This window comes from Stutzerimonas stutzeri (assembly GCF_019090095.1).
GTDB lineage: Bacteria > Pseudomonadota > Gammaproteobacteria > Pseudomonadales > Pseudomonadaceae > Stutzerimonas > Stutzerimonas stutzeri_AN.
The window spans coordinates 1605540-1627165 of sequence record NZ_JAGQFP010000002.1; the positions used below are offsets into that span (position 1 = coordinate 1605540).

At 62.0% G+C, this 21626-nt stretch carries 23 protein-coding genes; 14 read left to right on the plus strand and 9 right to left on the minus strand.

Translation table 11 applies throughout. The features are described from left to right. The first annotated feature begins 126 nt into the window (after positions 1-126). The 4 genes from KVO92_RS17090 (at position 127) to recX (ending at position 2747) form a co-directional block, all read left to right on the plus strand. Complete coding sequence (locus tag KVO92_RS17090) at positions 127-552, plus strand: potassium channel family protein (RefSeq protein ID WP_217477287.1); 426 nt, start codon at positions 127-129, stop codon at positions 550-552. A gap of 96 nt (positions 553-648) precedes the next feature. Further along, positions 649-1149 (plus strand): CinA family protein, encoded by a 501-nt coding sequence (locus KVO92_RS17095; RefSeq protein WP_217476731.1) that lies wholly within the window; start codon positions 649-651, stop codon positions 1147-1149. 84 nt (positions 1150-1233) lie between these two features. Further along, on the plus strand, positions 1234-2277 hold the full coding sequence (gene recA / locus KVO92_RS17100) for a recombinase RecA (RefSeq protein WP_217476732.1): 1044 nt from the start codon (positions 1234-1236) through the stop codon (positions 2275-2277). 5 nt (positions 2278-2282) lie between these two features. Then, a complete protein-coding gene (gene recX / locus KVO92_RS17105; RefSeq protein WP_217476733.1) occupies positions 2283-2747 on the plus strand; it encodes a recombination regulator RecX in 465 nt (154 codons plus the stop codon). Between the two features lie 78 nt (positions 2748-2825). On the opposite strand, the gene KVO92_RS17110 is transcribed toward recX, so the two are convergent. After that, complete coding sequence (locus KVO92_RS17110; protein ID WP_217476734.1) at positions 2826-3899, minus strand: TIGR00730 family Rossman fold protein; 1074 nt, start codon at positions 3897-3899, stop codon at positions 2826-2828. 240 nt (positions 3900-4139) lie between these two features. Next, on the minus strand, positions 4140-5540 hold the full coding sequence (locus KVO92_RS17115; protein ID WP_217476735.1) for an MBL fold metallo-hydrolase RNA specificity domain-containing protein: 1401 nt from the start codon (positions 5538-5540) through the stop codon (positions 4140-4142). Between the two features lie 129 nt (positions 5541-5669). On the opposite strand from KVO92_RS17115, the gene KVO92_RS17120 reads away from it, so the two are divergent. Continuing rightward, positions 5670-8075 carry a xylulose 5-phosphate 3-epimerase gene (locus KVO92_RS17120; RefSeq protein WP_217476736.1) on the plus strand — a complete coding sequence of 802 codons (2406 nt, stop codon included), beginning with the start codon at positions 5670-5672 and terminating at the stop codon, positions 8073-8075. Between the two features lie 47 nt (positions 8076-8122). Here the strand turns inward: KVO92_RS17120 and KVO92_RS17125 are convergent, their stop codons facing one another. Then, a complete protein-coding gene (locus tag KVO92_RS17125; RefSeq protein WP_217476737.1) occupies positions 8123-8515 on the minus strand; it encodes a PA3611 family quorum-sensing-regulated virulence factor in 393 nt (130 codons plus the stop codon). 118 nt (positions 8516-8633) lie between these two features. Between KVO92_RS17125 and KVO92_RS17130 the strand changes: the two genes are divergently transcribed. Beyond that, positions 8634-9353, plus strand: coding sequence for a tRNA-uridine aminocarboxypropyltransferase (locus KVO92_RS17130; protein WP_217476738.1), 720 nt, complete (start codon positions 8634-8636; stop codon positions 9351-9353). Between the two features lie 9 nt (positions 9354-9362). On the opposite strand, the gene KVO92_RS17135 is transcribed toward KVO92_RS17130, so the two are convergent. Continuing rightward, entirely contained in the window at positions 9363-10286 is a 924-nt protein-coding gene (locus KVO92_RS17135) for a DMT family transporter (RefSeq protein WP_217476739.1), read from the minus strand. 237 nt (positions 10287-10523) lie between these two features. On the opposite strand from KVO92_RS17135, the gene erdR reads away from it, so the two are divergent. Then, positions 10524-11174: a response regulator transcription factor ErdR gene (erdR, locus tag KVO92_RS17140; RefSeq protein WP_217476740.1), complete on the plus strand. Its 651-nt coding sequence runs from the start codon at positions 10524-10526 to the stop codon at positions 11172-11174. Positions 11175-11219: 45 nt separating this feature from the next. Here erdR and KVO92_RS17145 read toward each other — a convergent pair whose 3' ends face one another. Continuing rightward, positions 11220-12146 (minus strand): LysR family transcriptional regulator, encoded by a 927-nt coding sequence (locus KVO92_RS17145; protein WP_217476741.1) that lies wholly within the window; start codon positions 12144-12146, stop codon positions 11220-11222. 114 nt (positions 12147-12260) lie between these two features. Here KVO92_RS17145 and fpr point away from each other — a divergent pair, with 114 nt between their 5' ends. Continuing rightward, positions 12261-13037: a ferredoxin-NADP reductase gene (fpr, locus tag KVO92_RS17150; RefSeq protein ID WP_217476742.1), complete on the plus strand. Its 777-nt coding sequence runs from the start codon at positions 12261-12263 to the stop codon at positions 13035-13037. Positions 13038-13092: 55 nt separating this feature from the next. Here the strand turns inward: fpr and KVO92_RS17155 are convergent, their stop codons facing one another. Together KVO92_RS17155 and KVO92_RS17160 are read right to left on the minus strand one after the other, a co-directional pair. Continuing rightward, positions 13093-13581: a YchJ family protein gene (locus KVO92_RS17155; RefSeq protein ID WP_217476743.1), complete on the minus strand. Its 489-nt coding sequence runs from the start codon at positions 13579-13581 to the stop codon at positions 13093-13095. Positions 13582-13585: 4 nt separating this feature from the next. After that, a complete protein-coding gene (locus KVO92_RS17160; protein ID WP_217476744.1) occupies positions 13586-14083 on the minus strand; it encodes a DUF6231 family protein in 498 nt (165 codons plus the stop codon). Positions 14084-14287: 204 nt separating this feature from the next. On the opposite strand from KVO92_RS17160, the gene KVO92_RS22800 reads away from it, so the two are divergent. Continuing rightward, the gene (locus KVO92_RS22800; protein WP_217476745.1) at positions 14288-14890 is read left to right on the plus strand and encodes an OmpA family protein; all 603 of its coding nucleotides are present in this window, start codon (positions 14288-14290) and stop codon (positions 14888-14890) included. Positions 14891-14955: 65 nt separating this feature from the next. Here the strand turns inward: KVO92_RS22800 and KVO92_RS17170 are convergent, their stop codons facing one another. Next, positions 14956-15420, minus strand: coding sequence for a CopD family protein (locus tag KVO92_RS17170; protein WP_217476746.1), 465 nt, complete (start codon positions 15418-15420; stop codon positions 14956-14958). An 87-nt stretch (positions 15421-15507) separates the two neighbouring features. Here KVO92_RS17170 and dinG point away from each other — a divergent pair, with 87 nt between their 5' ends. From dinG to pdxH, 4 genes are all read left to right on the plus strand, one after another. Next, a complete protein-coding gene (gene dinG / locus KVO92_RS17175) occupies positions 15508-17652 on the plus strand; it encodes an ATP-dependent DNA helicase DinG (RefSeq protein WP_217476747.1) in 2145 nt (714 codons plus the stop codon). Between the two features lie 139 nt (positions 17653-17791). Then, positions 17792-18940 (plus strand): serine hydrolase domain-containing protein, encoded by a 1149-nt coding sequence (locus tag KVO92_RS17180; RefSeq protein WP_217476748.1) that lies wholly within the window; start codon positions 17792-17794, stop codon positions 18938-18940. Positions 18941-19077: 137 nt separating this feature from the next. After that, positions 19078-19707, plus strand: coding sequence for an OmpA family protein (locus KVO92_RS17185; protein ID WP_217476749.1), 630 nt, complete (start codon positions 19078-19080; stop codon positions 19705-19707). Between the two features lie 105 nt (positions 19708-19812). Continuing rightward, positions 19813-20460, plus strand: a complete 648-nt coding sequence (gene pdxH / locus KVO92_RS17190; RefSeq protein WP_217476750.1) for a pyridoxamine 5'-phosphate oxidase — start codon at positions 19813-19815, stop codon at positions 20458-20460. A gap of 48 nt (positions 20461-20508) precedes the next feature. Here the strand turns inward: pdxH and KVO92_RS17195 are convergent, their stop codons facing one another. Continuing rightward, positions 20509-20745 (minus strand): hypothetical protein, encoded by a 237-nt coding sequence (locus KVO92_RS17195; RefSeq protein ID WP_217476751.1) that lies wholly within the window; start codon positions 20743-20745, stop codon positions 20509-20511. Between the two features lie 182 nt (positions 20746-20927). Here KVO92_RS17195 and KVO92_RS17200 point away from each other — a divergent pair, with 182 nt between their 5' ends. Then, positions 20928-21389, plus strand: coding sequence for a glycine zipper domain-containing protein (locus KVO92_RS17200; RefSeq protein WP_217476752.1), 462 nt, complete (start codon positions 20928-20930; stop codon positions 21387-21389). Positions 21390-21626 lie beyond the last annotated feature (237 nt).

A 21626-nucleotide genomic window follows, 5' to 3' on the forward strand; every position in this document is an offset into this window, starting at 1 on the left:
GATCGGGGACGTACTTTTCGTCCGCCAGCGTTGGCGTGACATGCATGGAAGGCGCAGGCAAGCGGTTGCCTGGCAGATATGAATAGAGGCGAGGCAATGACCGATCCAATGCAAGCGCTGCCGAGTCTGATTATCGTCACGCTGGTCAACGTGTTCATCGTGATAACGGTAGTGGTGGTCCACTACGAATTCCTGTCGCGGCTGTCGATCAGCCGGGAAAAGTCGTTGCTCAATCACCGGGTTGGCATTGTCTTCGGTGTCTGTGGCGCGCTGATCGCGCATGCCGTCGAGGTGTGGATATTCGCCTTCGCCTATTTCGTCATGCATCACCTGCCAGGCTGGGGAACATTGTCCGGTGAGTTCTCCGGTGCCTTGCTGGATTGCGTCTATTTTTCCTTCACGACCTTTACCACGCTCGGCTTTGGTGACATCCAGCCACACGGCCCGATCCGGTACCTGACCGGGATCGAGGCGCTGACCGGGCTGGTGCTGATCACCTGGAGCGCCTCTTTCCTGTTCCTCGACATGCAGAGGCACTGGACCAACCGGTGAGCGGTCATCGGGCGTTGCGTCCGCAATAGCCGGACTGCAGCATCCGGCAGGCCTGTTAAGGTATTGGTTCGACTGGTCTATTCGGAGCGTTCATCCATGTCATCCCTGACCGATCTGGCGGCGCGCCTGGGCGTCGTGCTGAGTGCACAGGCGGCCCAGGTCACGACGGCCGAATCCTGCACCGGTGGCGGCATCGCCGAGGCGATCACCCGCGTGGCCGGCAGCTCTGCCTGGTTCGAGGCCGGTTTCGTGACCTACTCCAACCTCCAGAAAACCCATCTTCTGGGGGTGCCCACGCAGTTGTTCGACCAGGTGGGCGCGGTCAGTCGCGAAGTGGTCGAGGCCATGGTCCGTGGCGCGCAGCGGGGCGGCGGCGCGCGTTATGCGGTAGCCGTCAGCGGCATTGCCGGGCCGGGCGGCGGTTCGCCGGAAAAGCCGGTCGGTACCGTATGGCTGGCCTGGGCGGATGGGGATCGGCTGGTAGCTCAACGCTTCCTGTTTGGCGGTGATCGGCAAGCCGTACGTGAGCAGAGTGTGGAAGCGGCGCTCGTCGGATTGATCCAGCTTGCGGGCGGAGAAAATCCATTTCAGGGCTAGGCGGTTTTTTTTGCCTATGCTCTAATACTGTCTACTTATACAGTTGTCGTGGCCTCTGGCCCTCTTGATCAAGTGAGGATTGTAATGGACGAGAACAAGAAGCGCGCCTTGGCTGCTGCCTTGGGCCAGATCGAAAAGCAGTTCGGTAAAGGCGCGGTCATGCGCATGGGCGATCACGATCGCCAGGCGATTCCTGCCATTTCCACCGGCTCGCTGGGCCTGGACATCGCGCTGGGCATCGGCGGTCTGCCCAAGGGCCGCATCGTCGAGATCTACGGTCCGGAATCGTCCGGTAAGACGACCATGACGCTGTCGGTGATTGCCGAGGCGCAAAAGGCTGGCGCTACCTGTGCCTTCGTCGACGCCGAGCATGCGTTGGATCCCGATTACGCCGGCAAGCTGGGCGTCAATGTCGACGACCTGCTGGTGTCGCAGCCGGATACCGGCGAACAGGCGCTGGAAATCACCGACATGCTGGTGCGCTCCAATGCGGTCGACGTGATCATCGTCGACTCCGTGGCCGCGCTGGTGCCCAAGGCGGAAATCGAAGGCGAGATGGGTGATGCTCACGTGGGTCTGCAGGCTCGCCTGATGTCCCAGGCGCTGCGCAAGATCACCGGCAACATCAAGAACGCCAACTGCCTGGTGATCTTCATCAACCAGATCCGTATGAAGATCGGCGTGATGTTCGGCAGTCCGGAAACGACTACTGGCGGTAACGCGCTGAAGTTCTACGCCTCGGTTCGTCTCGACATCCGTCGTACGGGCGCGGTGAAGGAAGGCGATGAGGTGGTCGGCAGCGAAACGCGGGTCAAGGTAGTCAAGAACAAGGTCGCACCGCCATTCCGCCAGGCCGAGTTCCAGATCCTCTACGGTAAAGGTATCTACCGCAACGGTGAGGTCATCGACCTCGGCGTACAGCAGGGGCTGGTGGAGAAGTCCGGTGCCTGGTATGCCTACAAAGGCAACAAGATCGGTCAGGGCAAGGCCAACGCGGCCAAGTTCCTGGAAGAGAATCCGGAGATCGGCCGCGAGATCGAGCAGCAGATTCGTGACAAGCTGCTGGTGGTGTCGGCAAACACCAAAGCCAACCCGGTCGCTGAAGATCTGGCCGAAGCCGATCTCTAATCAGCATGCCGGTCGTGCTCGATAGTCCCGCCGCGGTGCGGCGGGCGGCCATGGATCTGCTGGCTCGCCGCGAGCATGGTCGCTTCGAGCTGAGCCGTAAGCTGCGTTCGCGCGGCGCTGCAGCGGAAATCATCGATCCCGTGCTGGATCGGCTGGCCGAGGAAGGACTTCTCAGCGAATCACGCTATCTGGAGAGCTTCGTGCGTATGCGCGCCAACGCGGGGTACGGCCCCTTGCGCATTCGTGAGGAGCTGTCCCAGCGAGGCCTGGCCCGCGACGATATCGAGCAGGCGCTGCGTGATAGCGGCTTCGATTGGCGTCAGCAGCTACAGGATGTCTGGCAGCGCAAGTTTGCCGGTGAGCTGCCGAGCGACCAGCGAGAAAAGGCTCGGCAAGCACGCTTTCTCAGCTATCGCGGTTACCCGTTGGACATGATCGGCCGGCTGCTGCGAGGCGGCTCGGTCGATTGATCGGGTGCCTGCGATCCCCTGCTTCAGTGTCTGCCAGGGCCGATCATAGAGTCGGTACGCCGTAGACGCTCCGCTTCGCTATCGCGCCCAGTGCTGGGATTCATTGATGAAATCGGTGAGTTCTCGCAGCCGACCGTGATCGCGTCCATTGAACACGAAGCTCAGCCGCGGCAGTTGCTGCAGCTCCGGCTCGTCCACCGCCAGTTCGCAACAGGCTTGTTGTTCGAACTGGTCTTTCAGGCACAGATCGGCAAAATCGGTGTTGAGCCTTTCCAGCGCCGCATCGGTCAGCCGGTGGTTCATGCGCATGATGAAGCGGTCCTTCAGCCAGCGGCTTGAGTGAAAGTTGCTGTAGAACCTGTCGATCTCCGCGGCGGCGTCTTCGGCGTTGTCCACCAAGCGCATCAGGCGCATGTCGGTGGGCAGGATGTAGCGATTGTCTACGAGCTGGCGCTGCATGAAGCTCAGCGCATCCGCCCAGAACGAGCCGTTGGGCTCATCCAGCAACACGACCGGTACCAGAGGGCTTTTGCCGGTCTGTATGAGGGTGAGTACTTCCAGGGTTTCGTCCAGCGTGCCAAAGCCTCCCGGGCACAGCACCAGCGCGTCGGCTTCTTTGATGAAGAACAGCTTGCGCACGAAGAAGAAGTGGAAGGACAGCAAATGATCGGTGCCATCTACCGTTGAGTTGGCATGCTGCTCGAAGGGCAGGGTGATATTCAGGCCGATGCTATTGTCGGTGCCGGCCCCTTCGTGTGCGGCGGCCATGATGCCGCCCCCGGCGCCGGTGATGACCATCAGGTCGTAGCGTGCCAGCGTTTCGCCAAGTTCGCGCGCCAGGCCATAGAGCGGATGTTCCACTGGCGTACGTGCCGAGCCGAAAACCGTCACCTTGCGGCGCCGTTTGAACTGGTCCAGTCGACTGAAGGCGTGCTCCATCTCCCGCATGGTTTGCAGCAGTATTTTGGCGTCCCAGCGGCTTCGATCCGCCTGGGCCATACGCATGACGGTGACCAACATCTCACGATAGAGCGGCAGGTTCTGACTGGTGGGCGGAACGACCAGCGCTACGAGCTCGTCGAGCTTCTTCGACAGCTCCGTACCGCTGGTGCTGAAGTGCCGCGATAGATAGTCGTCCGGATCGAACGGCATACAACGTCCCCCTTGCTTTGGTTTCTGCGTTACTGCTCGCTGGCCGCTGCGAGGGCCGCCTCACGCTTGCCGGTGCAAACCGGCATTCAAATCAGCTACTACTCCGCAAGGCCTGCCTTGAGCGTAGCAGCCGCGCACCCTCCAGACGATGCGCGGCAAGTGTTTCCTCTCCGGCCGGTTTGGCAGGCGCTTCATACCACTGAACGGTGGCGGTCGTTTATCAGGCGTCAGTCCCCGGTATCAGAGGGCGATGCGGTCGCCAGGTTCCGGAATCCTGGCCGCCCAACCGAGACGCTTATTCAGCGCCTGCTGCAGTGTTTGCATCTTTTCCAGCTCGCCGTGCACGAGGTAGAGCTCCGGTCGCGGCTGGAAGTGGCTTGCCCATTCGATCAGCTGTGATTGCCCCGCATGCGCCGAGAAACCACCGAGGGTATGAACCTGCGCGTTGACGGCGATTCGCTGATGCATCAGCTTGACCGTGGTCGCGCCATCGACGATCGCTCGGCCCAGGGTGCCGCTGGCCTGGAAGCCGGGAATGACCAGGTGACACTCCTTGCGCCAGAGGTTGTGCTTGAAGTGATGAAGTATGCGGCCACCGGTGCACATGCCGCTGCCCGCGATGATGATGGCGCCGCTCTTGAAGCGATTGATCGCCATCGACTCTTCGGGCGTCGGGGTGGTGCGAAAGATCGGCAGCCACTTTTCGATGCTGTTCTTGCCGCCGCTATCTGGAAATCCGGGCGGGATGTCCAGTTGCTCATGAAACAGCGAGTAGATCGCGTTGGCTCCGATGGCCATTGGGCTGTCGAGGAACACCATCTGCTGGGGAACCCGCCCTTGCTGATAGAGAAGGCCGAGGTAATAGATCAGGTCCTGGGTGCGACCGACCGCGAATGACGGCATCAGCACGTTGCCACCGTCACGATGCGCCTGCTGGAGGATTTCGGCGAGCTCCTCGATCGTCGCCTGATGGTCGCGGTGATCGCGATCACCGTAGGTGGACTCCATCAGGACCACGTCAGCTTCGCGCAGCGGGGTGGGGCGATGCATCAGCGGCGAACAGGTGTTGCCGAGGTCGCCGGAGAACACTAGGCGGCGGGTGCGTTCAAAGTCTACGACATCCAGCTGGACGATAGCCGAGCCGAGGATGTGCCCGGCATCGAAGAAGGTCACGGTGACGCCGGGCGCGACTTCGATGGCTTGGTTGTAGCCGTGTGCCTGGCGCTGACCGAGCATGCGCTCGGTATCGACTCGGGTGTAGAGGGGCTTGATCGCCGGCTTACCCAGGCGCGCGCGCCACTTGTTCTCCCACTCGGCGTCCTTTTCCTGGATGTTGGCCGAGTCGAGCAACATCAGCTCGACCAGTTTGCAGGTTGCTTCGGTGGCGTGGATCGGCCCGGTGAAGCCTGCCGCCACCAGCTTGGGCAGCAAGCCGCTGTGGTCGATATGCGCATGGGACAGTACAACCGCGTCGAGGGTTTTGGGGTCGAAGCTGAAACCTGCCCGATTGCCTTCCTCCTCTGCGCGTCGCCCTTGATACATGCCGCAGTCGAGCAGTACGCGTGCCCCGCCATGGGTTTCGAGCAAGTAGCACGAACCGGTGACCTGTCGAGTTGCACCGAGAAAACTGAGCAAAGCCATGAGCACCTTCCTTCTGTACGGATGAGTCCAGCATGCATGCGCAGCCGTTTGTCCATCTTGATGCATATCAGCGATAGCGCCACAGCTGCTGTCTAGACTAATGCCACTCGCCATTCAACGGAGCGCCCTATGACCCAGTTACTGCCCAGTCTTGCCGAACTGGACAATCACGCCGAGACGCAGCCCGAGTTCGCCCGTTGGCGTGCCGGATATGGCCCGTTCGTTCATGCGCCGGAAACCCAGGCCGCGGTCTTCCGCCTGGCGCATCAGCTGGTGCAGGCGGAGCTGCAACCGGATCTGGCCGGCGTCTATCGCCTGCTGCAGGCCATCGATCGGCTGGGTTCGGCAGGGCTCTGGCTGGTCGTGCACATGACCTATGCCCGCCGCGCCCGGCTCGATGGCTCGGCGCTCGCTGCCGAAGATTTCAAGCGTGCACCCGAGGGGCACACCGGAGGTTCGCTGAACATGGTCCCGGCCTATGCCGGCTATCTCGCGCTGAACGCCCTGACTGGCAGTACGCGCGGGTGGTTGATGGGGCAGGGCCATTGCGTGGCGGCGATCGAAGCGTTGAACCTGCTTACCGACAACCAGACTGCCGAGCAGGCACAGGTTTACGGTGACGGAGAAGCAGGAATCAATCGACTCCTGGAGGATTTCTATGGCTATCACCAGGCTGCCGACGGAAGACCGTCCGCGCCACTGGGTAGCCATGTCAACGCGCATACCGGCGGTGGAATGGCCGAGGGCGGCTATCTCGGCTTCGCAGAACTGCAGTACAGCCACTTGCCGTTGCCGGGCGAGACGCTGGTGGCGTTCCTGTCCGACGGCGCCGCTGAGGAGCAGCGTGGCAGTGATTGGATGCCGCGCTGGTGGCGTGCCGAGGACTGCGGCGTGGCGCTTCCGGTCATGATCGCCAACGGACGGCGTATCGAGCAGCGGACCCAGCTCGGCACGCATGAAGGACTCGAGGGGTTCCGCCAGCATCTGAGCCGCTGCGGCTTCGATCCGATCACCTTCGATGGTCGAGATCCGGCGGCCTTCGTCTGTGTGCTGTGGGAAATGGAACAGCGTCATGCTCGCCGTATCGAGGAGAAGCAGCGCGGCATTCTCAGCTATCCGCTGCCGATCCCCTATGGCATTGCCGAGACGGTCAAGGGCTTCGGCTTCTACGGCGCGGGCAGCAATGCCGCACACAACCTGCCCTTGCCCGGGAATCCGCGTATCGACGAGGCTTCACGTGAGCTGTTCAACACCCACGCCAGTGCGCTGTTCGTGCCCCGGGAGGCGCTCGACGCGGCCCGCGCGCTGTTGCGAGAGACTCGTCGCGGACGCCCGGCGGAGCGTGACAATCCACTGGCGGCGCGGCGTCCCGCGGAGCCGGTCGTCCCGGCCCTCAAGTATCGGGACGAGGCCTGCTCGCCGATGACGGCGGTGGATGAGTTTTTCACCGAGCTGACCCGGGCCAACCCGCCACTGCGCCCACGAGTAGGCAATCCTGACGAGCTGGCGAGCAACCGTCTTGGTGGTGTGCTCGCAGCGCTCAAGCACCGTGTGGTCGAGCCGGAAAGCCAGCTCGAAGCGGTAGACGGCAAGATCATCACAGCCCTGAACGAAGAAGCGGTGGTCTCGGCATGCCTGGCCAATCAGGCTGGATTGAATCTGGTCGCCAGCTACGAAGCCTTCTGCTTGAAGATGCTCGGCGCCATCCGTCAGACACTCATCTTCGCGCGCCAACAGAAAGAGGTCGGGCGTCCAGCTGGCTGGCTCGGCTGGCCGGTCATTGCCACCTCACACACCTGGGAGAACGGCAAGAACCAGCAGTCGCATCAGGACACCAGCTTCTGCGAAGCATTGCTGGGCGAGATGAACGACATGGTCAGGGTGCTGTTTCCCGCCGACCATAACAGCGCGTTGGCGCTGCTGCCCGCGATCTATCGAGCGCGCGGCACCTTGGCGTGCATGGTCATGCCCAAGCGTGAGCGCCCTGCGGTATTCACTCAGGACCAGGCCGAGCAATTGGCTCGGGACGGGGCGATCGTCGTTGAGGAGCGCCTCGGCAACGATGCCGTTCTACTGATCGCCAACGGCAGCTATCAGTTGACCGAGATGCAGCGTGCGGCGGTGCGCTTGAAGGAAGCGGGCCTGGCCTATCGGCTGGTCTATCTGCAAGAACCAGGGCGTTTTCGGGCGCCGCGTGACCGTTGGGAGATCGATGCGCTCGCCGCCGATGGCGTGGCGGAGCGGCTGTTCCCGGAACGGATGGAGTTGCGCGTGTTGCTGACCCACATGCGGCCCGAGGTGGCCCGTGGACATCTCTGGCCCATCCTGCCGGACGCACGGCGCAACTCGGTGCTGGGTTATCGCAACCGTGGCGGCACGCTGGACGTAGAGGGCATGCAGTTCGCCAACCGTGCATCCTGGGCAAACGTCTTGGCGGCCTGTGCTCGCCTGCTCGATGTGCCGCGTACCGCGCTGCTCAAGCCGGACGAAGCCGCCGCGGTGGCCGGTAAGGGTGATCCGCGGGTGTTGCGCTAGGGCCGACTGTCAGGGGCAGCCGCGACGCTGCCCCGGTTTGACGGGTTTCAGCAATCGCTGGCGCGGTACCGCTCGGTGGTGATCGGCTTCTTGCTCTGGTACTCGCTGAACTCGAAGCGCAGCACCGCACCCTGACTCATGAGCTGGCGCAGACCATCATTGTTGCAGACGCTTGCCGCCAGCTGCGTGCGGACCTGCTTGGGGTTGTCGCGCATTTGCGCGGCATGGCGGGGTTGTACGCTCAGGTGATTGACCAGCTCGTTGCCGTCGACGCTGTAGCCTTCGTCGAGCAGGTCAGAGTTGATCGCGCGCGGTGTGCCTACGCTACTTTCGCGGGCAACCTTCTCCAGCAGAGGGCCGAGTGTCGAATCCTGCGCCGAAGCGGCGTGAGCAAACGGCAGGGCGAGGCAGAGCGTGAACACTTTAGTAAGACGGTGCATGGTGATCTCCTGATGACTGCCGTCGTTCGACCGGTGCTCGTCGGGACGGTTCAGCAGCGCTCGATTGCACGGGGGCTGGTAGACTGCCGCCCCGCCCGAATTCGATCGAAGCATCCCCATGCCACATGCCGTAGCCCGCTTGCGTGACGAGCGCCTGGCCCGCAGTGCCAAACCCTTTGTCGCCAGAGGCTCGCGCACGCCCCGTTGTGCACGCTGCCGTGTCCCTCGCAGCCACTGCCTGTGCGAATGGCGGCCGCTGGTAACGGCACACAGTGCGGTCTGCCTGATCATGCACGACATCGAGCCACTGAAGCCGAGCAACACCGGTTGGCTGATCGCGGACATCGTCGACGACACGCATGCATTTACCTGGCAGCGGACTGGCGTCGAGCCGGCGTTGCTGGAATTGCTTGCCGACCCCCGCTATCAGCCGGTGGTGGTGTTTCCGGGCGAATACGCCGAACCCGAGCGGGTGGTCGCTGAGGTGAAGCCTCCGGTGGGCAAGCGGCCGCTATTCATCCTGCTCGATGCGACCTGGACCGAGGCGCGAAAGATGTTTCGCAAGAGTCCCTACCTGAATCGCTTACCGGTCCTCAGCCTGCAGGCCGAGGTGCTGTCGCGGTATCGCCTGCGCCGCTCGACTCGCAGCGAGCACCTGTGTACTGCGGAAGTGGCGGCGCTGTGCCTCGCCATGGCCGGTGATACGCCGGCCGCCGAGGCGCTGGATACCTGGCTGGACGCGTTCACCGACCATTATCTGGCCGCCAAGCACCACCGTAGTCCTGATCTGGGCGATGCCACCCACCGGGCGCTGGCGGCGCTGCGTCGGCCGTCGTAGGGCTTAGGGTCAATGCCGGGCGGTTTGCGGAATCTCGGTATCGGCCACCACCGGCGACACCTTGCGCGGCCAGAGCTGTGCGGCGAGCATGCCGATGAACATCAGTGCGCAGCCGGCATAGCCTCGCAAGCTGAGATTCTCATCCAGAAACAGCGCGCCAGCGATGGCCGCGAACACCGCCTCGAGCGAGAGAATGATGGCCGCGTGGGAAGCGATGGCGTGTTTCTGGGCCACCACCTGCAACGTGTAACCCACGCCCACCGCGAACAGGCCGCCATAGATCAGTGCCGGGGCTGCCAAGCGGATGCCCTCCAGGCTGAACTCTTCGAAGAACACGCCTAGCGCCAGGCTGACAACCGCGCAGGTGACGAATTGCAAAAAGGCCAGGCGGATTGCGTCGTGCCGACCGACGAAGAAACTCACCAGCAACACATGCACACCCCACACGAACGCACCGGCCAGCTGTATCCAATCTCCAGAGGCGACCTGAAAGTTCTCGTCGATGCTGAGCATCGCCATGCCGGCCACCGCCAGGATTGCGCCGAGCCAGGTGCCCATACCGGTCCTCTGGCCGATAACCAGCCCTAGCAGCGGCACGACGATCACGTACAGGCCGGTAATGAAGCCCGAATTGGTGACGCTGGTGAACAGCAGGCCGACCTGCTGCAGATTGATGCCCAGCGTCAGCGCCAGCCCCATGCAAACGCCACCGAGCAACAAGCCTCGTTGCAGGAAGGGCTCGTGCTTGGCTGCTCCCCGGCCCTGATAGATCAACAGCGGCAGCAGCACCAGTGCACCCAAGGCGAAGCGCAAGCCGGTGAACAGCAGCGGGCCGATGTTATCCATGCCGACGCGCTGTGCGACAAAAGCGCTTCCCCAGATCATGGCCGTAATAAGCATCAGGAAATCGGCGCGAAGGGCTTGGTTACGCATGTTCTGGCTCGTCAGGTAAAGCCTCGAACTCTGCCTCAAACCGATGCGCTTGGCCACTGCGTCAACGCCCTGTAAGCGCGGGTAACGATTAAATGTTCGGCGATGATCGAATTTCCGGTGGTGGCGCGATATCATCACACCGGTCAATCCCCGAGCAAATTCCGGGTTCATGCCGGCCCGGTGCCGACCTGCGCGCCGGTCCGGTGAAAGCGCCAATAACAAAACTATAGGTCTGCCATGGCTGCTTACGAAATCCTTATCGCCGACGATCACCCGCTGTTTCGTAGTGCCCTTCAGCAAGCGCTGACGCTTGGCTTGGGCGACGACGTGAGGTTGTCCGAAGCGGCCAGCATCGCTGACTTGGAAGCTCAGCTGACCCGTACCTCGGCGTGGGATCTGGTACTGCTGGATCTGAACATGCCGGGTGCTTATGGTTTTTCCGGACTGGTCTTGCTGCGTGGTCAGTATCCCCAACTGCCCGTGGTGATGATTTCTGCTCAGGAGGATGCGGCGGTTGTGGCGCGCTCCCGGGAGTTCGGCGCCAGCGGTTTCATCCCCAAGTCCAGCTCGCTGGAAGTCATTCAGCAGGCCGTGCGTGTCGTGCTCGATGGTGACGTGTGGTGGCCGAGCAATATCCAGGACGTCGCTTACGTAAGCCCCGAAGCCAAGGCGGCCAGTGAAGGGCTTGCCAGTCTCACGCCGCAACAGTTCCGGGTGCTGACGATGGTTTGCGACGGCTTGCTGAACAAGCAGATCGCCTACGAGCTGAACGTCTCCGAGGCGACCATCAAGGCCCACGTCACAGCAATCTTCCGCAAATTGGGCGTCCGCACGCGGACCCAGGCGGCGCTGCTGCTCCAGCAGATGGGCTCGATCCCCAGCAGCTGATAGCGGTCGCCGCGGCAGGATGGCCTGGCCGTCCGCTTGCACCGATCAGGCGATGGTGGGCAGCACGATCTCGTCGCTGCGACGGATCCCGGCGGTCAGTGCCCGGCATTGCTCGATGAATTCGCGCATCGCTGCGGTCTGATACTTCTGCGAATGCCAGATGAAATAAAACTGCCGGGTCAGGTCCAGTTCGGGGGTTTCCACCGCAACCAGGCTGCGTCGGCGGAACGCATCGCGCAATGCCAGGCGCGAAATGCAACCAATCCCCAGTCCTGATTCGACAGCTCGCTTGATGGCCTCGGTATGCTCCAGTTCGAGCCGGATATTGAGCTTGGCGGGATGATGACGCATGGCGTGATCGAACGTCAGGCGCGTCCCGGAGCCCTGCTCACGAAGTATCCAGGCTTCTCGCGAGAGCTCCTCCAGGCTCACCTGGCGACGTTGCGCCAATGCATGTTGCGGGGCGCAGAACACCACCAGTTCATCCTCGACCCAAGGCAGTACCTCGATATCGGGATGCTGGCAGTCGCCTTCGATCAGACCCAGATCAAGTTCGTGCTGCGCGATCTGCTGGACAATATGCGCGGTGTTCTGCACGTGCAGCTTCACCCGGCAGTCAGGATGGCGCTGCATGAAGCTCCCGATCAGCAGGGTGGCCAGGTAATTGCCGACGGTCAGCGTCGCGCCGACATCAAGGGAGCCGAAGCCGGTCTTGCCCGCGAGCAAATCTTCGATGGCCTTGGCCTGGTCGAGCAGGCTGACCGCTTGCGGTAGCAGTTGGCGGCCCAGCGCGTTCAACCATAGCCGTTTGCCGGCGCGGTCGAACAACAGACATCCCGATTGGCGCTCCAACTCGGCCAACGATGTACTGGTCGCCGATTGGGACAACGCCAGGCTCTGCGCGGCGCGAGACACGCTTTCCTGGCGAGCAACGGAGACGAACACTTCCAACTGACGCAGCGTAAAATGCATATCTATATAACCGATAAGCTATATCGTTAATATTCGTTTAGCGAATATTAACGAGGCCGGTAAACTGTCGCAAATGTCCAGCGCCCACCTGCGCGCGAGAAGGGGAATTTCTAGATGAGCAACCTGAACGTCGAGCGAGTCCTCAGTGTTCACCACTGGAATGACACGTTGTTCAGCTTCAAGACCACCCGTAATCCGGGGTTGCGCTTTGAAAACGGCCAGTTCGTGATGATCGGCCTCGAAGTCGAAGGCCGGCCGCTGATGCGCGCGTACAGTATCGCCAGCCCCAATTACGAAGAGCACCTGGAGTTCTTCAGCATCAAGGTGCCTGATGGCCCGTTGACCTCGCGTTTGCAGCATCTCAAGGAAGGCGACTCGCTGATGATCAGTCGCAAGCCGACCGGCACTCTGGTGCTGGGCGACCTCCTGCCGGGCAAGCATCTTTACCTGCTAAGTACCGGCACCGGTCTGGCGCCGTTCATGAGCGTGATTCAGGACCCTGAAACCTACGAGCGGTTCGAGAAGGTCGTGCTGGTCCATGGCGTGCGTTATGTCAACGAGGTGGCTTATCGGGAGTTCATCACCGGGCACCTTCCGCAGAATGAATTCTTCGGCGAGGCTTTGAAGGAAAAGCTGATTTACTACCCGACGGTCACCCGCGAACCTTTCGAAAACCAGGGCCGGCTGACCGACCTGATGCGTAGTGGCAAGCTGTTCAGCGATATCGGCCTACCGCCGATCAATCCAGAAGATGATCGCGCGATGATCTGCGGCAGTCCGAGCATGCTGGCCGAGACCAGCGAGGTGCTGGACAGTTTCGGTCTCAAGGCTTCGCCGCGTATGGGCGATCCCGGGCATTATCTGATCGAGCGCGCCTTCGTCGAGAAGTAACCGCTCGCGACAAACAAAGGCCGGCCGGCGCGATGCGCTTGCCGGCCTTTTTCGTTTAGAGATAGGCGGCGCAACATTTCTTGAATTTCTGGCCACTTCCGCATGGGCAGGGATCGTTACGGCCGGACTTCAGTGGCACGGTCGGATCGATGAAATACCATCGTCCGTCGTGCTGCACGAAGGCCGATCGCTCATGCTGGGCATGCTCGCCGTCCTGGTCGTGCCAGCGTGCGGTGAAGCTGACCCGTGCATGCTCGGGCTGGCCGCCGAGTAGCTCGCTGTCTTCGACCTCGAGGCCCAGCCACACGCTGCTGGCGCTCCACGCCTGCATGGCTTGCAGGTCAAGCGATGCTTGTTGGATGGGCAAGGTCGTGGCTTTGAGATAGTCGATCAGGCCAAGTACATAGGCACTGTAGCGGGACCGCATCAACTGTTCCGCGCTTGGTGCTGGTAGCCCCTGGTGGTAGCGCCCGCAGCATTCGCCCAGTGGATCGCCGCTGCCGCATGGGCAACTTGCCTCGTGTCGAGGGGCCTGTGAGGTCATAGGTTCACCACCAGAATTTGCCGAACATTTGCGGATTCGCCCAATACTTCGCATTAAGCCAATCCGGAACCTGCTTATAGGCAAGCAGGTCGTAGGTGAAGAGGGTCAAGGTCTGTCCATCACGCTCGAAGCGGGCGCTGATCTGCAGTGCCAGGGCGAAGAAGTCGGTGGCTTGCCAGTCGCATGCCGCCAGATCGACCAGCACCGCGATACGGTTGGCGTTGAGGTTGCGAATACCGCCGAGCAATTGCAGCCCTTCACGTTTCGGCATGTGCTCCAGGCAATCGGCGATAAGTGCCAGGTCATATCGACGGCCGGCCAGTTCTTCGGACAGCGGCCCGGTCGGTGCGCGTTCGACGTGGCAGGTTTCGTGGCTACGGCTGAACGCGTGCACGGCGGGCATATCGCTGGAGCCTACATGCAGCAGGCGCGCGGGAGCGTCGTGCTCGAGCAAGGCGGCCAGCGCTTGCTGTGGGGTTTGGGCGGAGCAGGATGCAGCCAAGCCGAGGTCCTCAAGGTAAAGGGTGCAGGTCGCATGGCAGCAACTTGCGCAGCAGTCGAGGTTAAAGACTAGCGCGGCGGCGCGTGCCGTCCTAGTCTCGTTACAACTGGAGTCGCTCATGCCGTCCGCATAGCGCTCTGGCCGATCCCAAACTAGGAGGTTCAACCAATGAGTAGCTTACGGACAGCAGTACCCGTGATTTTTATGACCACCGTCCTGGCTGGCTGTGCAGGGGTGCAGAAGCAGGATTGGCCCACCTGTGCGGCCGCAGGGGGCGTCACCGGTGCGGCGCTGGGCGCCATAGAGAGCAGTACCTATGCCGGATACGGGGCGTTGATCGGCGGTGGTATGGCCGCGGCGTATTGCTGGGCCAACGGTACGGAGCAGGAAACCGTCGCTGTGACGGAAACGGTCGAGCCGATGCCGACTGCCGAGCCCGAACCGGAGCCAATGGCCGAGCCTGTCCGTGTCGAGCTGGACGTCAAGTTTGACTTCGATCGCGCGGAAGTGAAGCAGGACAGCATGGCCGACATCAAGGACCTGGCGGACTTCATGAAGCAATACGGTCAGACCTCGACGGTCGTTGAAGGCCACACTGACTCGGTGGGGACCGACGCCTATAACCAGCGTCTGTCCGAGCGTCGTGCCAATGCCGTGCGTGATGTGCTGGTCAATCAGTTCGGTCTTGAGGCAAGCCGCGTCGACTCGGTTGGCTACGGTGAGTCCCGTCCGGTTGCGGATAACTCCACGGCTGAAGGCCGCGCCATCAACCGTCGTGTAGAGGCCGAGGTCGAAGCGCGTCCCTGATGGGATGCTGATAAAGAAAGCCGGGCCTTTAGCCCGGCTTTTTGTTGCACTGCCGATTCGCCAGGTCAGAACAACGGGCGAGCACTGGCCAGCGCCACGACCAACAGCCCGAGCAGCAGATTGATACCCACCAGTCGACGGATTTTCCCTAGAGCGGCGCCGCCTTCCGGCCAGTTTTGCGCGGCAATCGCGCGCTTGAGTTCAGGCAGCTGCAGCAGCTGGATACGCAGGAAAAGCGCCAGCATCACCAGAAAAATACCAGCCATGATGTGCACGTAGCGGGGCGCAGCCGCGAGCCCGTCAAAGCGCATGTGCCACATGCCGATACCGCTGATCGGCAAGACCAGCAGCGCAACCCAGACCCACTGGAAGAAGCGGCGAAACACTTCGGCCCACAATTTCAACCGCTCGGGTGCTTGTAGCTCGGAGACAGCGGCGGGGCGCAGCACCATCCAGGCGAAGAACATACCGCCGACCCAGATCACGGCGGCCAGTACATGGAGCGAATAGGGCAGAGCGAAAGCGGTCATGGGCAAATCTCCGGTGGCGATTGAGCGAACGCGCGCTATCATAGCCACCCACTCGAAATACTGAAAATATATACAGCTTCCGCGCCCATGCTCAGTACCGAACTCAAGTCCCAGATCCAGGGTGCCTACTCTCGATTTCTCGAAGCCAAAGGGCTCAAGCCCCGCTATGGCCAGCGCCTGATGATCGCCGAGGTAGCGAAGGTCCTGGGCGCCATCAAGACTGACGATGAAGGCCGCCGGGAGGGTGAGCCAGCGGTGGTCGCGGTCGAGGCGGGAACCGGTACCGGCAAGACGGTGGCCTACAGCCTGGCGGCGATTCCGACCGCCAAGGCGGCGGGCAAGCGCCTGGTGATCGCCACCGCCACCGTTGCGCTGCAGGAACAGATCGTACACAAGGACCTGCCCGATCTGATGCGCAACAGCGGTCTGAACTTTTCCTTTGCGCTGGCCAAGGGCCGTGGTCGCTACCTGTGTTTGTCCAAGCTCGATGTGCTGTTGCAAGAAGGCCAGGCGCAGAGCGCCACTGCTCAACTGTTCGAGGAAGAAGGCTTTCGCATCGACGTGGATGAGCGCAGCGAGAAGCTGTTCGGCAGCATGATCGAGAAGCTCGCCGGCAATCGCTGGGACGGCGATCGCGACAGTTGGCCCGAAGAGCTGGCCGACCCGGACTGGGCACGGCTGACCACCGATCACAGCCAGTGCACCGGTCGACATTGCCCCAACTTCCAGCAATGCGCGTTCTACAAGGCGCGGGAGGGCATGACCAAGGTCGATGTCATCGTCACCAACCACGACATGGTATTGGCTGACCTGGCGTTGGGCGGCGGCGCGGTGCTGCCGGATCCACGCGATACCCTCTACGTGTTCGACGAAGGCCATCATCTGCCGGACAAGGCCATCGGTCACTTCGCGCACTTCACACGCTTGCGCTCGACTGCCGATTGGCTGGCCCAGGTCGAAAAGAACCTGATCAAGTTGCTCGCCCAGCATCCGTTGCCGGGCGACCTTGGCCGGCTGATCGAGGCGGTGCCGGAAATTGCCCGCGATCTGCGCAGTCAGCAGCAGTTCATGTTCAGTGCCTGCGAGCAACTGGCCGACTTCAAGGCTGGTGAGGACATGGAAGGCCGAGAGCGGCCGCGTCACCGTTTCGTCGGCGGGGTAGTACCCGAACATCTGATTGAACTGGGCGTTGAGCTAAAAAAAGGCTTCGCCAAGCTGACCGATCTGTTCACGCGGTTGACCGAGCTGTTGAAAGAGGCAATGGACGGCGAGGCGGGTGTCGGTATCGCCAGCCATCAGGCCGAGGAGTGGTATCCGCTGTTCGGCAGCCTGCTGACCCGGGCGCAGGGCAATTGGGAGCTGTGGACAGCGTTCACTGTCGACGATCCGGAGGACAGTCCACCGATGGCGCGCTGGCTGACGTTGACCGAAGGCGGCGCGCTGTTCGATATCGAGGTCAATGCCAGCCCGATCCTGGCGGCCGAGACCTTGCGGCGCAATCTGTGGAACGTCTGCTACGGCGCGTTGGTTACCTCGGCGACGCTCACCGCGCTCAACAGCTTCGACCGTTATCGCATGCGTGCCGGCCTGCCGCGCTGCGCGGTCACCGCGGTCGTGCCCAGTCCGTTCCATCACGCCGATGCCGGTGTGTTGCGCGTGCCTGATCTGAAAGCCGATCCGCGAGATGCGGCGGGGCACACCGCAGCCATCGTGCGTGACCTGCCCGCGCTGGTCGAAGACTCGCGTGGCACGCTGGTGCTGTTTTCTTCACGCAAACAGATGCAGGACGTATTCGACGGCCTGGAGCGTGACTGGCGCCGCCGCGTGCTGATTCAGGGCAACCTGTCCAAACAGGAGACGCTGAACAAGCACAAGGCACGTGTGGATGACGGCGAAAAAAGTGTGCTGTTCGGCCTCGCCAGCTTCGCGGAGGGCGTCGATCTGCCGGGGGCGTACTGCGAGCATGTGGTGATCGCCAAGATACCCTTCGCGGTTCCGGACGATCCGGTCGAGGCAGCGCTGGCCGAGTGGATCGAGGCGCGGGGCGGCAATCCGTTCATGGAAATTGCCGTGCCCGATGCCTCATTGCGGCTGGTGCAAGCCTGTGGCCGGTTGCTGCGTACCGAGGAGGATCGCGGCACCATTACCTTGCTTGACCGGCGCGTGGTCACGCAGCGCTATGGCAAGGCAATTCTCAATGCATTGCCGCCGTTTCGACGTGAGGTCGGCTGACAGGCCGTCCGACCCGGCGCGGGCGGCATGTCTCGCCATTCAACGGGTTGATGCATTCGGCAAGGGCTGACAAGTCTGTTTCCATGGCTCGGTGCGGCTGAAACAATAGGCCGAGCCCATATTGACGGAGGTGGCGAGCGTGCAGATCCAAGGGTATTTCGATCTTCGTTTCGAAGCGGTCAAAGAGACATTCAGCGATCTGTTCGAACAGACCCAGCAACGCGGGGCTGCCGTTTGCGTCAAGGTTGGGGGCGAGACGGTGGTCGACCTCTGGGCGGGCGCGGCGGATAACGCCGGCGAGCAGCCGTGGCAAGACGATACTCTGGTCAATCTGTTTTCCTGCACCAAGACGTTCACCGCCGTCGCGGCGCTGCAGTTGGTGGCCGAGGGCAAGCTGCAGCTGGACGAACCCGTCGCTCGTGTATGGCCTGAGTTCGCCGTCAACGGCAAGCAGGCCATCACATTACGGCAGCTGCTGTGTCATCGGGCCGGTCTGCCTGCCATCCGCCAGCCGCTTGCGCCCGAGGCGTTATACGACTGGGATGCAATGACGGCAGCGTTGGCGGCCGAAAGCCCGTGGTGGACGCCTGGCGACGGTCAAGGTTATGCCGCGATTACCTACGGCTGGTTGCTTGGTGAGCTGATTCGCCGTGCCGATGGGCGCGAGCCGGGCGAAGCGATCATGGCGCGTACCGCGCAGCCCCTGGACCTGGACTTTCATATTGGGCTGGCCGATGCCGAGTTTGATCGTGTCGGTTACCTGACCCGACAGAAGAACAACTTCGGCGATGCAGCCGCCCAGCGGGTATTCAAGGCATTGACCAGCGATCCACAGTCGCTGACGGCGCTGGCGTTCACCAACCCACCATCGATCATGAACAGTGCCAACAAGCCCGAGTGGCGCCGCATGGCGCAGCCGGCTGCCAATGGCCATGGGAACGCACGCGCCCTGGCTGGATTCTATGAGGGGCTGCTACGCGGCAAGCTGCTCGAAGACGAGTTGTTGAGCGAAATGACCCGTGAGCACTCCATCGGCGAAGACCGTACGTTGCTCAGTCGCACCCGGTTTGCGCTTGGCTGCTGGCTGGATCAGCCAGACGTGGAAAACGCCACCTTTTCGATGGGCCCGGGTGCTTTCGGACATCCTGGCGCGGGGGGCTGTATCGGTTTTGCCGATCCGCATTATGATGTCGCCTTCGGATACGTCACCAATACGCTCGGACCTTATGTGCTTATGGACCCTCGCGCGCAAGCGCTGGCGAGGAGTGTCAAAGCCTGCTTGAACTGAACCGCTCGTCTGTTCTTGCCTGGCGGGCTTTTCAGAACAAGGACCTGCGTCCACAATTTGAGACAAATCCTTGCTTAAGCTATGCGCTGACTTCGCGCGGCTTGTATTCGCAAAAATCACCTACGGAATCGTGTCTCATGAACTGGCTGAAAAGCGCCTCCCTTCTTCTTTGCATTGTCATGGTTGGTTGCAGTTCCAAGGGCGAAAAGCCTGTGGAAGTCGCCGTAGTTCCTGAGCCGGTACTGGACAGGGCCTGGCTGGATGATTACGAGCCACGGTTGCGTGATGCGTTGAAAGACAGCCATTTCGAAGTCGAGCGTCGCGAGGGCATGCTGGTCGTTACGGCACCGGTCGATTCCTCCTTCAACCCCGACCGTCCTGGCATGCTGTTGCCTGTCACGCTCGGTCCCATCAGCCGCGTGGCGAAGCTGGTGGAAGGTGACGCTAAGACCGCCGTCGTGGTGCTGGGGCACGCTGATAGCACGGGGTCGGCTGATATCAATCGCGACATCAGCCGCCAGCGCGCCAGCGCCGTTGCGGCGATCTTCCGGCTCAGTGGTCTGAAGCATGACCGCCTGCGCATTCGTGGCTTGGGTTCGGACATGCCCCGTGCCTCGAACGAAAACGAACAGGGACGTGCGCAGAACCGTCGAGTGGAAATGATGCTGGCCCCACAGACCACTTTGTTGGCTTTGATCGCCCAGTACAGCGAGGCGCCCAAGGCGCCGACCCAGGTGGCCACGGTAGACGTCACCAAGAGTAAATAAAGGCTCGCCGAGCGCATCTTGCCTGGTGCGTGTTGCGCTGAGTCAAGTGAGCCCTGAGCTCGAACAGTTAAGCTCCGGCTTCGACTCTTTCCAGGAATCGCTGTGATGACCCAGACCCTGGCCGATATGCGCCGCGACTACACCCGCGAAGGCCTCAGTGAAGCCAATGCGCCAGACGAACCCTTCGCGCTTTTTCGGCAATGGTTCGACGACGCCGTGAAGACCGAGCAGCTACCCGTCGAGCCCAACGCCATGACGCTGGCGACGGTCGATTCCGATGGACGTCCCCATTGCCGTGTGCTGTTGCTCAAGGCGCTGGATGAACGCGGCTTCACCTTCTTCACCAACTACGACAGCGCCAAGGCCGAGCAACTGGCTGCCCGTCCGTTTGCGGCGATGACGTTCTTCTGGCCGAGTCTGGAGCGTCAGGTGCGGATCGAAGGGCGGGTCGAGAAGGTCAGTGCCGAAGAATCGGATGCCTATTACCAGGTGCGGCCGCTGGGTAGTCGTTTGGGGGCTTGGGCTTCACCCCAGAGCCGAGTGATCCGCGACCGGGCGGAACTGGAGCGGCTCCTTGCCGAAACCGAGCAGCGTTTTCTCGATCAGGCACCGCATTGCCCACCGCATTGGGGGGGGTACCGACTGCTCCCTGAACGCATGGAGTTCTGGCAGGGGCGACCAAGCCGCCTGCATGATCGGCTGAACTACAGCCTGGTTGCCAGCACCTGGCAGCGAGAGCGCCTCGCACCCTGAGTTAAGGCAGCGCCGCCATGGCGCTGTATTCGGCTGGCTCACTCCACATCAGTTGGCGTGGTAGCGCTCCAGTTCGCGCTCCAGCCAAGGTTGCAGATCTTTGCGCTTGACCCGAGCTTGCTTCGCGGCTGCCAAGCGCTGCAGCACCCACTCGCGCTTTTGCGGATCGCTTCCCGCGAGCGATAGCGCCAGATCCCGATCCGCCCAGCGCCGGAAACGAACGAACAGCCAGGCGTGGAACACCAGCCCGGCTAGCGTGACCACTGTGATGATGAAGTAATCCATGGATATGCTCGTGAAACGGGCCCGGGTAAGGGGTTATGCATGCGAGACGGGATCGCCTCGGGTAAAGTGGGGTCCTAATGGCAAGCATGCTGAGTCAGGACGACGCCTTTGCCAAGCGTCATTTCGCCACGGCGTCTGCTAAATGCGGTTGGGATGAATATCGTTCCCTGGAGAAGACATCTATGCGTAACTCCATTTTCATTGCGTCTTTTACGGCGATTGCGCTCGCCATCGGTGGTTGCACGTCGAGTCTCACCGGAGATTCCTATTCCCGGGACGAGGCACGTACGGTCCAGACTGTGCGATATGGAACCATCGAATCCTTGCGCCCGGTGAAGCTCGAGGGCACGAAGACGCCGATCGGTAGCGGCGCGGGTGCTGTGGTCGGCGGTATCGCCGGTAGCGGAGTCGGGGGCGGTCGCGGTAGCGCGGTCGCAGCCGTGATCGGCGCGGTGGCGGGCGGCATGCTCGGCGCGGCGGCAGAAGAGGGCATCACTCGCGCGCAAGGCGTCGAGATAACGGTACGCGAGGACGACGGCAACATGCGGGCCTATGTTCAGGAAGTCGAGCCGAATCAGGTGTTCCGTGTGGGCCAGCGTGTGCGCATCATGACGGTCAATGGCACCAGTCGTATCGCACCCTGATGCCGTCCGGTCGGACGACCGGTGAGCGCTGCCCACAGCTGCCGCTGATGGCAATGAGCGTGTTTGTCGGCGGGCGATCCTTGCCTGCCGCATATTGAAAAGGGCGTGGCCCGAATGCCGTGTTACGGTCGTTCGGCCGCGCTTTTCGTTTTTCGAAATACATCAATTCATGACGTTGCTGTGATGGGTATGGATAATCGGCGCACACCGCAGGCGCGGGGCTTGGGTCCGGCTGAC